We start from the raw sequence: 15,591 nt of genomic DNA on the forward strand, positions 1-15,591 counted from the left end.
TTCTTCGACTTCATCAAGCAGGCCGAGATTATCTTTTACTTCTTCGTTAAACCAATGCCCCACGACTTCGTGGCCCATCGACATGCGCACCATCACCCGCCCGGTGACATCGCGCAAAAATTCATATTCCATGGTGTTTTCCTCTACCTTGCCCGGGGAAATGCAGTACCCCTTAGCGTATAGAGTAAGTATCGCAGCAAAGTCGGCGAAAAACAGCGTGATGAGGAGAGGGATTGGAAATAAAAGGAAAGAAATTCCCCTCTCCCGGGGGGAGAGGTTAGGGTGAGGGCGTTCAATATTACACAACCCTCACCCCTGCCCTCTCCCTGAGGGAGAGGGGGAAGCCATCTTAAACCGCAGTCTGGAAAATCACGCCGTCAGCTTTCTCGGTGTACTGAGAAAGTTTGTCGAAGTTCAGATAACGGTAAGTATCAACCGCCGTCTTATCCACCTGCGCCATAAAGGTCTGGTACTCGTCAGGCGTTGGCAGTTTGCCCAGCAGTGAAGCCACTGCGGCCAGTTCTGCGGAAGCCAGGTAGACGTTCGCGCCAGTCCCTAAACGGTTAGGGAAGTTACGGGTAGAAGTGGAAACCACGGTCGAACCGTCTGCCACACGCGCCTGGTTACCCATGCACAGTGAACAGCCAGGGATTTCGATACGCGCACCGCTCTTACCAAACACGCTGTAATAGCCTTCCTCAGTCAACTGAGCGGCATCCATACGCGTTGGTGGCGCAACCCACAGGCGAGTTGGTAACTGGCCTTTGTGGCTATCGAGCAGTTTACCCGCCGCACGGAAGTGACCGATGTTGGTCATGCAAGAACCGATAAACACTTCGTCGATTTTCTCGCCCTGAACATCAGACAGCAGACGCGCGTCATCCGGATCGTTTGGCGCACACAGGATTGGCTCTTTGATATCGTTCAAGTCGATTTCGATGATCTCTGCGTATTCCGCATCAGCATCGGCTTCCATCAACTGAGGATCCGCCAGCCATTTTTCCATGCCCTGAATACGGCGCTCAAGCGTACGGCGATCGCCGTAACCTTCTGCGATCATCCACTTCAGCAGCACGATGTTGGAGCTGAGATATTCAGCAATCGGCTCGCGATCAAGCTTGATGGTACAGCCCGCAGCAGAACGCTCGGCGGAAGCATCAGTCAGCTCAAACGCCTGTTCTACTTTCAGCGTTGGCAGGCCTTCAATTTCCAGGATGCGGCCAGAGAAGATGTTTTTCTTACCTTTCTTCTCAACGGTCAGCAGGCCTTGTTTGATGGCATACAGCGGGATGGCGTGAACCAGGTCGCGCAGCGTAATACCCGGCTGCATTTTGCCTTTGAAGCGCACCAGCACCGACTCAGGCATATCCAATGGCATCACGCCAGTTGCCGCAGCAAACGCCACCAGACCAGAACCCGCCGGGAAGGAAATCCCGATGGGGAAACGAGTGTGGGAATCACCGCCAGTACCGACGGTATCCGGCAAAAGCATACGGTTCAGCCAGGAGTGGATAACGCCATCGCCAGGACGCAGCGACACGCCGCCACGGTTCATGATGAAGTCCGGCAGCGTGTGGTGAGTATTCACATCCACCGGCTTAGGATAAGCGGCGGTGTGGCAGAAGGACTGCATCACCAAATCAGCGGAGAAGCCCAGGCACGCCAGGTCTTTCAGTTCATCACGGGTCATTGGACCGGTGGTATCCTGAGAACCGACAGAGGTCATTTTTGGTTCGCAGTATTGGTTTGGTCGAATGCCTTCCACACCACATGCGCGGCCAACCATTTTCTGCGCCAGAGAGAAGCCACGAGTGCTCGCAACCACATCTTTCGCCTGCACGAATACTTCACTGCGTGGCAAGTCCAGCGCTTCGCGCGCTTTGGTTGTCAGACCGCGACCGATGATCAGCGGAATACGGCCACCGGCACGAACTTCGTCCAGCAGCACGTCAGTTTTCAGTTCGAAATTAGCGATAACGGCGTTGGTTTCGTGGTTACGCACTTCGCCTTTGTACGGGTAAATGTCGATAACATCGCCCATGTTCAGGTCGTTAACGTCGACTTCGATAGGTAGCGCGCCCGCATCCTCCATGGTGTTGAAGAAGATTGGCGCAATTTTGCCACCGAGCACCACACCACCGCCGCGCTTGTTCGGCACGTTCGGGATATCGTCGCCCATGAACCACAGTACGGAGTTGGTCGCAGATTTACGCGAAGAACCGGTACCGACTACGTCGCCAACATATGCCAGCGGGAAACCTTTTTTGTTTAACGCTTCGATCTGCTTGATCGGGCCAACGCTACCAGGTTGATCCGGCTCGATACCTTCGCGGGCGTTTTTCAGCATCGCTAATGCGTGCAGAGGAATGTCCGGGCGCGACCAGGCGTCTGGTGCCGGAGACAGGTCATCGGTGTTGGTTTCACCAGTGACTTTAAAGACGGTAACAGTGATTTTCTCAGCCAGTTTAGGGCGAGACAGGAACCACTCGGCATCAGCCCAGGATTTCAGCACTTTTTGCGCGTGGGTGTTACCTGCTTTGGCTTTCTCTTCGACGTCGTAAAAGTTATCGAACATCAGCAGCGTGTGAGAAAGCGCTTTCGCGGCAATCGCGGCCAGCTTTTCGTTATCCAGCGCGTCAATCAGCGGATGAATGTTGTAGCCGCCTTGCATGGTGCCAAGCAGTTCTACAGCTTTCTCAGGGGAGATTAACGGGGAAGTGGCTTCACCTTTGGTGATAGCAGCCAGGAAACCGGCTTTGACGTAGGCGGCTTCATCAACGCCTGGCGGAACACGATTGGTAATAAGATCTAAAAGGAATTCTTCTTCACCCGCTGGCGGGGTTTTCAGCAGCTCGACCAGTGCGGCCATTTGGGATGCTTCTAAAGGTTTTGGAACAATCCCATCTGCAGCACGTTCGGCTACGTGCTTACGGTATTCTTCTAGCACGACGGTTCTCCTCGCTCTCATTGTCATTTCGGTTCCGGCTATTCTCTTCACGCTCCTGTGAGACAGCAGTTAGTAGGGTAAATGCCCGGTTCCGCGACGGGCAGCATAGCAGGATTTTCAGGGAGGGTGAATGTGTTTACAAAAAAGCAACATTAAATACTTGCTGAATCGTTAAGGGCAAATAAGAAGGTTTTTGTAGGGGGAAAAGCGCAGCGTCATCCACCGGGAAATGTCAGATGACGCAGGCTTATCCGAGCGACGTTAAAAAGAGGAATTACAGTTTTTCGCCGTTAGAACCAATCACCTCCTGATACCAGGCGAAAGATTTCTTGCGGCTGCGTTCGAGCGTTCCGTTACCTTCATTATCTTTATCAACGTAAATTAAGCCGTAACGCTTTTTCATCTCGCCGGTTCCTGCAGAAACCAGGTCGATACATCCCCAAGGGGTGTAGCCCATCAGGTCAACGCCGTCTTCAACTACCGCTTTTTTCATCTCGCTGATATGCGAAGACATATAGTCGATGCGGTACTGGTCATCGACCACGCCATCACTTCCCTGGACATCAATCGCACCGAAGCCATTTTCGACGATAAACAGCGGCAGTTGATAATGATCCCAGAACCAGTTGAGCGAGTAGCGCAGCCCAACCGGATCAATCTGCCAGCCCCAGTCGGATTTTTTGACATGCGGATTTGAAACCAGGCTTTTGGATTCATCGTAATCAAGTTGCGGGTTATCGTCCGTGGCTTTGGTGGCAAACGACATGTAGTAGCTAAAGCCGATGTAGTCGACGCAGCCCTGTTTCAGTGCCGCAAGGTCTTCCTCGGTGATATCCAGCTCGAAGCCACGGCGTTCAAAGTAATTCAGCAGATGTTTAGGATAGGTGCCACGCACGTGAACGTCGGTAAACCAGTAGCGACGGTGCATGGCGTTCATCGCCATCATCATATCGTTTGGCGCACAACTCAGCGGGTAGATTGGGCACATGGCGATCATGCAGCCGACCAGCAGATCGCGATTGATCTCACGCGCAGCCTTCACCGCCAGCGCACTGGCGACCAGTTCGTAGTGTGCCGCCTGGAACATCACCGGCTCGCGATCTTCGCCCTGCTGATACTTCAGGCCCGAGTTAGTAAATGGCGCAAAGTCTTCGTGGAAGTTAGCCTGGTTGTTGATCTCATTAAAGGTCATCCAGTACTTCACTTTGTGCTGGTAACGCGTGAAGACCACTTTGGCAAAACGCACGAAGAAGTCGATCAGCTTGCGGTTACGCCAGCCGCCGTATTCGGTCACCAGGTGATATGGCATCTCGAAATGCGAAAGCGTAATCACCGGCTCGATACCGTGTTTCAGGCACTCGTCGAACAAATCATCGTAAAATTGCAGGCCGGCTTCATTCGGCTCAAGTTCATCACCCAGCGGGAAAATGCGCGTCCAGGCAATTGAGGTGCGGAAACATTTAAAGCCCATCTCGGCAAACAGTTGAATGTCTCCTTTATAGCGATGGTAGAAGTCTATCGCGTCGTGGTTAGGGTAATTTTTGCCCGGCAACACGCCATCGGTAATTTCGCGTGGCACACCATGCGCGCCTGCGGTCATCACATCTGCAACGCTTATTCCCTTGCCACCTTCTTTCCAGCCGCCTTCCAGTTGATGAGCAGCAACCGCGCCGCCCCATAGAAATCCATCTTTAAATCCGGACATATTCTTTCCCTCAATGAGAACGCACGAGTGTGAAGATGAAAACCATGTTATGAACCAGCAGATCAATTAGCAAACCACCGCCCATCCGGGTTTAAACCACTTTTGAACCTCTTAAGAGAGCCTAATCACAGGGGTTGTGAGCCTGCGCTTAGATAATCATGATAAGAGGTGCATTTATACTGGAGTTTCTGAACAACTTTTTTACCGGGAAATGTGATCGATGATCAGAATTAACGCCCCCGGAGAGGATCATTTCCCAGCCTGGCTCAATCTACGCGGCAAGAAATATTTCACCTGAAACTCGAACACATTGGTATAGAGAATCGAATAATCGATGGGGTTATTGCTCTCATCAATAGATTGCGTCTCCATTTTAATAATGGGATCACGGACGCTGATATGCAGCATTTTGGCGATGTCAGGGGAAGGCAGAACCGGTTGAAACGACTCGTAGCAGCCCTGAATAATGACGTTACATTCGTCTTCAATGTAGGAAAATTTTGATTTCTTCATGTGGTTTACCGTCAGATCGGGAAAGCGATTAACGGAAAGCCAGGTTTCCTCAAGTTGCATCGGCACATCATCAATGTGGCGTAAACGCTTGGAGTAATAGACCGGTTCACCCACTGCTAGCTGCAAGCGAGTGGCGATCTCCTCGGATGCTTCCTGCAACTCAAATCTCAGCACCTGGCTGGTCGGCTTTTTCCCTTCGCTGCGGGCGATTTCCGTAAAACTATCAAGATGGGTGACGAACGCCTGGAAATGCTTGTTGCGCAGATAAGTTCCGGAGCCATGCCTGCGCTCAATCAACTCTTCTTGTTCGAGGACTTTTAACGCCTTTCTCAACGTATTTCGCGAAACATTAAAAGACTCCGCCAACTCCTTTTCCGAAGGGAGAATATCGCCAATGCTGTACGTCGGACTGCTAATTCTGTTTTTTAGTAAGTTAACCACATCTTTGTAAACCACTTTTGAACCTCCAGACCTTCTCCAGGGAACATCACTTTCCCAATACGCCTTCTGCGCAACTCGAAATAATATTTCACGATTTCGGACAAGATTCCCGGCAAGAATCACCGTTTAAGTCAAAAATTAAACTATCAGCTATCTATACTCGCCAGATACAGCCGCCTACCGGCATAGCGCATTACTTCTGTAATATCAGGAGAAGTTAAATGAAGTTGCCATTCAAGCCTCATATTCTTGCCATTATTTGTAGTGCCGGCATTTTAGCGGCGTCTGGGGTTCTGTATGTTAAGAGCCAGACCACGCCTCCAACAACCCCAACACCCACGGCTCAGACGACGCAACCCGCTCCAGCGGCGCAACCCGCCCCTGCCCCGGCCACACCAGTGGCGACGGCGACTCAACCCACGTTTAGTACCGCTCAACTCGACCAGTGGGTTGCGCCAGTTGCGCTCTATCCTGACCCGCTTTTGTCTCAGGTTTTGATGGCGTCAACTTACCCGGCCAATGTGGTTCAGGCGGTGCAGTGGTCACGCGATAACCCGAAGATGCAGGGTGATGCGGCGATTCAGGCGGTAGCGAACCAGCCGTGGGATCCGAGTGTGAAATCTCTCGTCGCCTTCCCGCAGTTGATGGCCCTGATGGGTGAAAACCCGGAATGGGTGCAGAACCTGGGGGATGCGTTTTTAGCCCAGCCGCAAGATGTGATGGATTCCGTGCAGAAATTGCGTTTACTGGCGCAGCAAACGGGATCGTTAAAAACAACGCCGCAGCAAACGGTGACCAGCACGCCTGTAACGGTTAATCAGAATACGACGGTTGCCGCACCGGCCCCGGCCACGACAAGTTCATCGTCATCAAAAACCGTCGCCGCAGCGCCTGCGGAAACCATCATTAAAATCGAGCCGACCGATCCGCAAGTGGTGTATGTGCCGAACTACAACCCGTCAACGGTGTATGGCACCTGGCCGAACACGGCCTATCCGCCGACGTATCTCCCACCTCCTCCGGGGCAGCAGTTCACCGACAGCCTGGTGCGCGGCTTTGGTTACAGCCTGGGCGTGGCGACCACTTATGCGCTGTTCAGTAGCTTTGACTGGGACGACGACGATTATCACCATCATGATGATTACCATGGCGGCGGGAGCAACAATAATATCAATATTAACAATGTTAATAATTTCAACCGGATATCGGGTCAAAATCTCCAGAATCGCAATACGACCTGGCAGCATAACCCGGCCTATCGCAACGGCGTTCCGTACCATGATAACGCGGTCGCTCAGCGTTATCATCAGACCAACGTTGCAGGTGGTTTGAGCGCAACGCAACGTGCGCCCGTTAATCGTGACGCCCAACGCCAGGCGGCAGCGACTCAGTTGCAGCAGAATAAAGGACGCATTGACGCAGCGGCCCCGCAACTGGCTTCGCGCGATGCTCAGCGTAAAGCGTCTTCGCAACAACTGAACCAGATTGCCCAGCGCAATAATTACCGTGGCTATGATTCACAAAACACCGATGCGCGCCGCGATGCCGCAAAACAACAGTTCAACAATTCGACCTCTCAGCAACGTAAAGACGCGGTCAAAAATCAGGTAAACCATCCGACTGCGCAACAACAGCAGCGTCGTGAGACGGCTAAAAATCAGGTCAATCACCCTACAGCGCAGCAACAGCAGCGTCGCGAAACGGCTCAGCAACACCGCAGCAGTGGAAACCTCAGCCAGACGCATCGCACAGCAGCCACACGTCCAAATGCGTTTAGCGGAAATGACAGTCGCTCCCCTTCCTGGCAGGCACAAAGCCAGCGTGGGCAACAAAGCCTTAATCGCTCCAGTCATCAGCAGCGTCCGGCTAACAGAGAGCGTCCAGCTGAACATCGTGAATTTCATCGTCGCTAACGGGGAGGCATCATGAAAAATCGTATGAAGTTAAGTGCACTTGTAATGTTGATGCTACCTGCCTTTGTTCAGGCGCAGCAGATGTTTACCACGCCGGAAAAGGCGGCCAGCTCATTTGCCACGGCGGTGATAAACCAGGATGAAGCCGCGCTGACCGAGGTGTTGGGCGATAACTGGCGGCAATATCTGCCTGATGAAAAAGCCGACCCGGAAGCGGTCGCCCGCTTTGTTCGTGACTGGAAAGTCAGCCACAATATTGATGAACAAGGCGATACCGCGCACCTGAATGTCGGGCAGGAAAACTGGCAGTTGCCCATTCCGATGGTGAAAACGGACGCCGGCTGGCATTTTGATATGCAAAAAGCCGCTGATGAAATTCTTACCCGCACCATCGGCCTTAACGAGCTATCAGCCATTCAGGCGATACAAGCCTATGTAGCGGCACAGCAAGATTATTATCAGCTGGATCAACAATACGCTCAGAAGTTTCTCAGTACTGAAGGCAAGAAAGATGGCTTGTACTGGCCCGCAGCACCTGGCGAAGCGCCCAGCCCTCTCGGCCCAAGTTTCAGCCCTGAACACCCGGAATTGGGTTATCACGGCTACCATTTCCGAATTCTGACCGCTCAGGGTGCAGACGCACCGGGTGGGGCGAAGAACTATATTCGCGATGGGAAAATGGCGGATGGCTTTGCTTTAGTCGCCTGGCCTGTGGAATACGGGGAAACGGGAGTGACTACGTTTATGGTGAATAACCAGGGCGTGGTTTATCAGAAGGATTTGGGCGAAGAAACCGCAGAGAAAGTGCAGGAAATAAAAGAGTTCAATCCGGATAAAAGCTGGCAGGAAGAGCAACAGTAATCCATAAAAAAAAGCGGCCTAAGCCGCTTTTTTCTTATCCTTCAGGCGATTACTTCTTTTTCGCTTTCGGGTTTGGCAGGTCGGTGATGCTACCTTCGAAAATCTCAGCAGCCAGACCTACAGACTCGTGCAGAGTCGGGTGCGCGTGGATGGTGAGCGCGATGTCTTCAGCGTCACAACCCATTTCGATAGCCAGACCGATTTCGCCCAACAGCTCGCCGCCGTTAGTCCCGACAATCGCACCACCGATAACACGGTGAGTTTCTTTGTCGAAGATCAGTTTGGTCATACCGTCTGCGCAATCGGAAGCGATAGCACGGCCAGAAGCTGCCCACGGGAAGGTGGCGGTTTCATAGCTGATGCCTTTCTCTTTCGCTTCTTTCTCGGTCAGACCTACCCATGCAACTTCTGGTTCGGTGTACGCGATTGAAGGAATCACTTTCGGGTCGAAGTAGTGCTTCATGCCGGCGATAACTTCAGCGGCAACGTGACCTTCGTGAACACCTTTGTGAGCAAGCATTGGCTGGCCGACGATATCGCCGATAGCATAGATGTGCGGCACGTTAGTGCGCATTTGCTTGTCGGTACGAATGAAGCCACGGTCATCAACTTCAACGCCTGCAGCGCCAGCATCGAGCAGCTTACCGTTAGGTACGCGACCGATAGCGACCAGAACCGCGTCGTAACGCTGTGGTTCAGCAGGCGCTTTTTTGCCTTCCATTGTGACGTAGATACCATCTTCTTTGGCTTCTACCGCAGTCACTTTGGTTTCCAGCATCAGGTTGAATTGCTTGCTGATACGCTTGGTGAAGACTTTCACCACGTCTTTGTCAGCAGCAGGGATAACCTGGTCGAACATCTCAACCACGTCAATCTCTGAACCCAGCGCATGGTACACGGTACCCATTTCCAGACCGATGATACCGCCGCCCATAACCAGCATGCGTTTTGGTACGGATTTCAGTTCCAGTGCGTCGGTAGAATCCCATACGCGTGGATCTTCATGCGGAATGAATGGCAGTTGAATCGGACGAGAACCCGCCGCGATGATTGCGTTGTCGAAAGTGATAGTCGTTGGACCATTTTCGCCTTCAACAACCAGGGTGTTAGCGCCGGTAAATTTACCCAGACCATTTACCACTTTAACTTTACGACCTTTCGCCATACCAGACAGGCCACCAGTCAACTGGTTGATAACCTTTTCTTTCCAGGTACGGATTTTGTCGATGTCAGTTTTCGGCTCGCCGAAAACAATACCGTGCTCAGCCAGTGCTTTCGCTTCTTCGATAACTTTAGCAACGTGCAGCAGGGCTTTAGAAGGGATACAGCCAACGTTCAGACAAACACCACCGAGGGTGCTGTAACGCTCGACAATGACGGTCTCCAGACCTAAATCAGCGCAACGGAATGCAGCAGAATAACCTGCCGGGCCTGCCCCAAGTACGACGACCTGAGTTTTGATTTCAGTACTCATCATGACCTCTTAATTTATTTCCGGCGGTCCCTGGTCTTTAACGCCCATTGCCACCGGGACGTTCTATCCGCACGTAGTCTACAAAACTGTTAACAATTTTGAAACAACAAACGGCAAACGAATTGTCCTTTGCATCAGATAATCTCGAACTGCATCACGAGATTACCAGAAAAAAGCCGACCGAATGGCCGGCTTTTTGGCTTACATCACCAGACGGCGAATGTCGGCCAGCGTGTTGTTGATGATGGTAATAAAGCGCGCACCATCAGCACCGTCGATCACGCGGTGGTCGAAGGAAAGAGACATCGGCATCATCAGACGCGGAGTGAACTCTTTACCATTCCAGACCGGCTCGATAGCAGACTTGGAGACACCGAGGATGGCCACTTCCGGCGCGTTAACGATTGGCGCGAAGTGAGTCGTCCCGATACCGCCGAGGCTTGAAATGGTGAAGCAACCGCCCTGCATTTCGCCAGCCGTCAACTTGCCATCACGAGCTTTCTTAGAAATCGCCATCAGTTCGCGGGACAGCTCAGAGATGCTCTTCTTATTCACATCTTTGAAGACCGGAACAACCAGACCGTTTGGCGTATCAACCGCCACACCGATGTTGATGTATTTCTTCAGCGTCAGCTTCTGACCGTCTTCTGACAAGGAGCTGTTGAAGCGAGGCATCTGCTCAAGAGCCGCAGCAACCGCTTTCATGATGAACACGACAGGCGTGAACTTCACATCCAGCTTACGCTTGGCCGCTTCGTCGTTCTGCTGCTTACGGAACGCTTCCAGGTCAGTGATATCGGTTTTGTCGAAGTGCGTAACGTGCGGGATCATCACCCAGTTACGGCTCAGGTTGGCACCAGAGATTTTCTGGATACGGCCCAGTTCAACTTCTTCGATTTCGCCGAACTTGCTGAAATCAACTTTCGGCCATGGCAGCATGCCAGGCAGACCGCCGCCGGTAGCCGCAGCAGGTGCAGATTCTGCACGCTTAACCGCGTCTTTCACGTAAGCCTGAACGTCTTCGCGCAGGATACGACCTTTACGGCCAGTCCCTTTCACTTTCGCCAGGTTCACACCGAACTCACGCGCCAGGCGGCGAATCAGTGGGGTGGCGTGAACGTATGCGTCGTTTTCAGCGAATTCAGTTTTGCCTTCCGCTTTAGCTGGAGCCGCAGCAGTTTTTTGCGCCGCAGCCGCAGGAGCCGGAGCTGCTGCTTCTTGCTTAGCGGCTGGAGCTGGGGCAGCACCTTCCACTTCAAAGACCATAATCAGGGAACCGGTAGACACTTTGTCGCCAGTATTGATTTTGATTTCTTTTACAACACCCGCGAACGGAGCCGGGACTTCCATAGAAGCTTTGTCGCCCTCTACGGTGATCAGTGATTGTTCAGCGGCCACTTTATCGCCCACTTTAACCATCACTTCAGTCACTTCAACTTCGTCACCGCCGATGTCTGGCACGTTAACTTCTTTCGAGCCAGATGCCGCTGGTGCAGCTGCCGGAGCCGCTTCTGCTTTGGTTTCAGTTGCAGCCGGTGCAGCACCCGCCACTTCGAAGACCATAATCAGAGAACCGGTAGACACTTTGTCGCCAGTGTTGATTTTGATTTCTTTTACAACGCCTGCGAACGGTGCCGGGACTTCCATAGACGCTTTGTCACCTTCAACGGTGATCAGAGACTGTTCTGCTTCTACTTTGTCGCCAACTTTAACCATGATCTCAGTGACTTCAACTTCGTCACCGCCGATGTCTGGCACGTTCACTTCTTTAGCCGCAGCGGCTGCCGGAGCGGCCGCTGGCGCTGCTTCTTTCTTCTCTTCAGCCGGAGCTGGTGCAGCTTGCGCTGCACCTTCGGCGGATTCGAAAATCATAACCAGTTTGCCGGTTTCAACTTTGTCACCTACCGCAACTTTGATCTCTTTGACCACGCCTGCTTGCGGAGAAGGGACTTCCATTGAAGCCTTGTCACCTTCCACGGAGATAATGGACTGGTCAACTTCAACCTTATCGCCCACTTTCACCATGATTTCGGTCACTTCAACTTCGTCTGCACCGATGTCCGGCACGTTGATTTCGATAGCCATTTTATTCTTTACCTCTTATGCCAGACGCGGGTTGACTTTATCTGCATCGATGTTGAATTTGGTGATAGCGTCTGCCACCACTTTCTTATCGATTTCGCCACGTTTAGCCAATTCGCCAAGTGCTGCAACAACCACGTAAGATGCGTCCACTTCGAAGTGGTGACGCAGGTTTTCGCGGCTGTCTGAACGACCGAAGCCATCAGTACCCAGTACGCGGTAATCGCTTGCCGGGATGAAGTTACGGATCTGCTCAGCGAACAGTTTCATATAGTCAGTAGATGCCACAGCTGGTGCATCACTCAGGATCTGAGCAACGTACGGTACGCGTGGTTCAGCAGTTGGGTGCAGCATGTTCCAGCGCTCACAATCCTGGCCATCACGCGCCAGTTCAGTGAAGGAAGTTACGCTGAAGACATCAGAGCCAACGCCGTAGTCTTTCGCCAGGATCTGCGCTGCTTCACGTACGTGACGCAGGATAGAACCCGAGCCCATCAGCTGAACTTTACCTTTGCTACCTTCAACTGTTTCCAGTTTGTAGATACCTTTACGGATGCCTTCTTCCGCGCCTTCTGGCATGGCTGGCATGTGGTAGTTTTCGTTCAGCGTGGTGATGTAGTAGTAAATGTTCTCTTGCGCTTCACCGTACATACGCACCAGGCCGTCATGCATGATGACTGCAACTTCGTAAGCGTAAGCGGGATCATAAGAGATACAGTTAGGGATAGTCAGAGACTGAATATGGCTGTGACCATCTTCGTGCTGCAGACCTTCACCGTTCAGAGTGGTACGACCGGAAGTCCCGCCGACCAGGAAGCCACGCGCCTGTTGGTCACCCGCTGCCCAGCACAGGTCGCCGATACGCTGGAAACCGAACATGGAGTAGTAGATGTAGAACGGGATCATTGGCAGATCGTTGGTGCTGTAAGAAGTCGCCGCCGCCAGCCAGGATGAACCTGCGCCCAGCTCGTTGATACCTTCTTGCAGAATCTGGCCTTTCTCGTCTTCTTTATAGTAAGCAACCTGCTCACGGTCCTGCGGGGTATACTGCTGGCCGTTCGGGCTGTAAATACCAATCTGACGGAACAGACCTTCCATACCGAAAGTACGCGCTTCATCGGCAATGATTGGAACCAGACGGTCTTTGATAGACGGGTTCTTCAGCATCACGTTCAGGGCACGAACGAAAGCGATAGTGGTGGAGATTTCTTTGTTCTGCTCTTCTAACAGAGAGCTGAAATCAGCCAGGGTAGGCATTTCCAGTTTCTCGGTGAATTTTGGCAGGCGAGTCGGCAGGTAGCCGTTCAGTTTTTCGCGCTGGCCATGCAGATATTTGTGCTCTTCGCTGCCTTCTTCAAACTTGATGTATGGCAGTTTTTCGATTTCAGCATCGGTCACAGGCACATTGAAACGGTCACGCACATAACGCACGCCGTCCATGTTCATTTTCTTAACCTGGTGAGCGATGTTTTTACCTTCGGCAGTTTCACCCATGCCATAACCTTTAACGGTATGAGCCAGGATGACAGTTGCTTTGCCTTTGGTTTCTTGAGCATTTCTCAGTGCAGCGTAGATTTTCTTAGGATCGTGGCCGCCACGGTTCAGAGCCCAAATCTCGTCGTCGGACATATCTTTAACCAGTGCAGCAGTTTCTGGATATTTACCGAAGAAGTGCTCACGAACGTAGGCACCGTTTTTGGATTTGAAGGTCTGGTAGTCGCCGTCAACGGTTTCGCCCATCAGCTGCAACAGCTTACCGCTGGTGTCTTTACGCAGCAGTTCGTCCCAACGAGAACCCCAAATCACTTTGATCACGTTCCAGCCAGCGCCCGCGAAGATGCCTTCCAGTTCGTTAATGATTTTGCCGTTACCGGTGACTGGGCCGTCCAGACGCTGGAGGTTACAGTTGATGATGAAGCACAGGTTGTCCAGTTTTTCACGGGTTGCGATAGTGATCGCACCTTTAGATTCTGGCTCATCCATTTCACCGTCGCCCAGGAATGCGTAAACGCGCTGTGCGGAGGTGTCTTTCAGGCCACGGTGTTCCAGGTATTTCTGGAATTTAGCCTGATAGATTGCACCGATTGGACCCAGACCCATTGATACGGTCGGGAACTGCCAGAATTCAGGCATCAATTTCGGGTGCGGATAAGAGGACAGACCATTACCGTGAACTTCCTGACGGAAATTGTTCATCTGCTCTTCGGTCAGGCGGCCTTCAAGGAAAGCACGTGCGTAAACGCCTGGGGAGATGTGGCCCTGGAAGTAAACCAGATCGCCGCCGTCTTTCTCGTTGCGTGCGCGGAAGAAGTGGTTGAAACACACGTCATACACGGTTGCAGAAGACTGGAAAGAGGACATATGGCCGCCCAGATCGAGGTCTTTTTTAGACGCACGCAGGACGGTCATGATGGCGTTCCAACGGATAGCAGAACGAATACGGCGTTCCAGCTCCAGATTCCCCGGGTATTCCGGTTCATCTTCAACGGCGATGGAGTTTACGTACTGGCGGGCAGCAGAACCTTCTGCAACTTTTACTCCACCTTTACGGGCTTCGCTCAGTAACTGATCAATCAGGTACTGTGCGCGCTCAACACCTTCTTCACGGATGACCGATTCGATCGCCTGTTGCCAGTCGCGAGTTTCGATCGGATCCACGTCATTTGGGAAACGTTCTGACATGGGAGGTATTCCTTATCTGTGTCTAATACGTTGATTATCTGGAACCTGTCCCATTGTGCTTTCCTTGAAAAAACACAATAAGACAGGTTCTGCGTTTAGTTGCCGCGCTCTAAAAATTGGCGCTTTTGAGAACCTGAAATTTCAGACTCTTATTCCTTACGTTGCTGTAAGCGCCGCAGAGAACGTTCTCGACGACTCTGTTCGCGGCTGCGATCCAGCAATATTTCTTCGATAAATGCCAGGTGACGGTGCGACGCTTCGCGCGCCTGCTCCGGTTGGCGAGCCATAATCGCCGCAAAAATGCTGGCGCGATGGCTGCTCACTTGCGCCAGCATTTCACGGCGCGCGTAGAGCAATTCAAAATTCTGACGAACGTTTTGTTCGAGCATCGGTGACATACAGCGCAACAAGTGTAGTAGCACAACGTTGTGAGCGGCTTCTGTCACGGCGATTTGATACTGCATAACAGCATCGGATTCAGCATCCAGGTCGCCGGACTCTTGCGCTTGTTGAATCGCAACATGGCAATCGCCAATGCGTTTGAGATCTTCGTCCGTACCACGCAATGCAGCGTAATAAGCAGCGATACCTTCAAGTGCGTGGCGGGTTTCAAGCAGATCAAACTGGGATTCAGGATGGTCAGACAGCAGTTCGACCAGCGGGTCGCTTAAACTTTGCCAAAGACTGTTTTGGACAAAAGTACCGCCGCCCTGACGACGGAGCAGGAGCCCTTTCGCTTCGAGACGTTGAATCGCCTCGCGTAGTGAAGGACGAGAAACGTCGAATTGTTTAGCCAATTCGCGCTCTGGTGGGAGTTTTTCGCCGGGACGCAAGGTTCCCTCGAGGATGAGAAACTCCAACTGCTGCTCAATCACATCGGATAGTTTTGGTTGGCGGATTTTGCTGTAGGCCATGTGTTCCCTATATCTGCCATTAGCCTGTAGTCAATTGGTATGACCAATTTCACATTCTT

The 15,591-nt window shown here is 52.2% G+C and carries 10 protein-coding genes; 2 read left to right on the forward strand and 8 right to left on the reverse strand.

Annotation, left to right across the window (positions count from 1 at the left end):
- The 4 genes from D6029_RS01135 to D6029_RS01150 all read right to left on the reverse strand — a co-directional run.
- Nucleotides 1-132 (reverse strand): YacL family protein (locus tag D6029_RS01135; protein WP_208642656.1); only part of this gene is annotated, 132 nt, incomplete at its 3' end.
- 217 nt (nucleotides 133-349) lie between these two features.
- Nucleotides 350-2,947 carry a bifunctional aconitate hydratase 2/2-methylisocitrate dehydratase gene (acnB, locus tag D6029_RS01140; RefSeq protein WP_120063001.1) on the reverse strand — a complete coding sequence of 866 codons (2,598 nt, stop codon included), beginning with the start codon at nucleotides 2,945-2,947 and terminating at the stop codon, nucleotides 350-352.
- A 274-nt stretch (nucleotides 2,948-3,221) separates the two neighbouring features.
- Nucleotides 3,222-4,652, reverse strand: coding sequence for a 6-phospho-beta-glucosidase (locus D6029_RS01145; protein WP_120063002.1), 1,431 nt, complete (start codon nucleotides 4,650-4,652; stop codon nucleotides 3,222-3,224).
- A gap of 249 nt (nucleotides 4,653-4,901) precedes the next feature.
- Nucleotides 4,902-5,621, reverse strand: coding sequence for a GntR family transcriptional regulator (locus D6029_RS01150; RefSeq protein ID WP_120063003.1), 720 nt, complete (start codon nucleotides 5,619-5,621; stop codon nucleotides 4,902-4,904).
- 206 nt (nucleotides 5,622-5,827) lie between these two features.
- On the opposite strand from D6029_RS01150, the gene D6029_RS01155 reads away from it, so the two are divergent.
- Together D6029_RS01155 and D6029_RS01160 are read left to right on the forward strand one after the other, a co-directional pair.
- Nucleotides 5,828-7,519, forward strand: coding sequence for a DUF3300 domain-containing protein (locus D6029_RS01155; protein WP_120063004.1), 1,692 nt, complete (start codon nucleotides 5,828-5,830; stop codon nucleotides 7,517-7,519).
- A 12-nt stretch (nucleotides 7,520-7,531) separates the two neighbouring features.
- Complete coding sequence (locus tag D6029_RS01160) at nucleotides 7,532-8,380, forward strand: DUF2950 domain-containing protein (protein WP_120063005.1); 849 nt, start codon at nucleotides 7,532-7,534, stop codon at nucleotides 8,378-8,380.
- A 49-nt stretch (nucleotides 8,381-8,429) separates the two neighbouring features.
- On the opposite strand, the gene lpdA is transcribed toward D6029_RS01160, so the two are convergent.
- The 4 genes from lpdA to pdhR all read right to left on the reverse strand — a co-directional run bounded on the left by lpdA (nucleotide 8,430) and on the right by pdhR (nucleotide 15,532).
- Nucleotides 8,430-9,854, reverse strand: coding sequence for a dihydrolipoyl dehydrogenase (gene lpdA / locus D6029_RS01165; RefSeq protein ID WP_167455953.1), 1,425 nt, complete (start codon nucleotides 9,852-9,854; stop codon nucleotides 8,430-8,432).
- A 201-nt stretch (nucleotides 9,855-10,055) separates the two neighbouring features.
- On the reverse strand, nucleotides 10,056-11,939 hold the full coding sequence (gene aceF, locus D6029_RS01170) for a pyruvate dehydrogenase complex dihydrolipoyllysine-residue acetyltransferase (protein ID WP_120063007.1): 1,884 nt from the start codon (nucleotides 11,937-11,939) through the stop codon (nucleotides 10,056-10,058).
- Nucleotides 11,940-11,954: 15 nt separating this feature from the next.
- Nucleotides 11,955-14,618: a pyruvate dehydrogenase (acetyl-transferring), homodimeric type gene (gene aceE, locus D6029_RS01175; RefSeq protein WP_120063008.1), complete on the reverse strand. Its 2,664-nt coding sequence runs from the start codon at nucleotides 14,616-14,618 to the stop codon at nucleotides 11,955-11,957.
- Nucleotides 14,619-14,767: 149 nt separating this feature from the next.
- Complete coding sequence (gene pdhR / locus D6029_RS01180) at nucleotides 14,768-15,532, reverse strand: pyruvate dehydrogenase complex transcriptional repressor PdhR (RefSeq protein ID WP_034460913.1); 765 nt, start codon at nucleotides 15,530-15,532, stop codon at nucleotides 14,768-14,770.
- Nucleotides 15,533-15,591 lie beyond the last annotated feature (59 nt).

This window comes from Buttiauxella izardii (assembly GCF_003601925.1).
In the GTDB taxonomy this organism is placed as follows: Bacteria; Pseudomonadota; Gammaproteobacteria; order Enterobacterales; family Enterobacteriaceae; genus Buttiauxella; species Buttiauxella izardii.

What these genes read in the sequence shown, in the direction of transcription:
- D6029_RS01145 (WP_120063002.1), bottom strand. Translation starts at nt 4,652, where the DNA reads ATGTCCGGATTTAAAGATGGATTTCTATGGGGCGGCGCGGTTGCTGCT.
- D6029_RS01155 (WP_120063004.1), top strand. Translation starts at nt 5,828, where the DNA reads ATGAAGTTGCCATTCAAGCCTCATATTCTTGCCATTATTTGTAGTGCC.
- D6029_RS01160 (WP_120063005.1), top strand. Translation starts at nt 7,532, where the DNA reads ATGAAAAATCGTATGAAGTTAAGTGCACTTGTAATGTTGATGCTACCT.
- lpdA (WP_167455953.1), bottom strand. Translation starts at nt 9,854, where the DNA reads ATGAGTACTGAAATCAAAACTCAGGTCGTCGTACTTGGGGCAGGCCCG.
- aceF (WP_120063007.1), bottom strand. Translation starts at nt 11,939, where the DNA reads ATGGCTATCGAAATCAACGTGCCGGACATCGGTGCAGACGAAGTTGAA.
- aceE (WP_120063008.1), bottom strand. Translation starts at nt 14,618, where the DNA reads ATGTCAGAACGTTTCCCAAATGACGTGGATCCGATCGAAACTCGCGAC.
- pdhR (WP_034460913.1), bottom strand. Translation starts at nt 15,532, where the DNA reads ATGGCCTACAGCAAAATCCGCCAACCAAAACTATCCGATGTGATTGAG.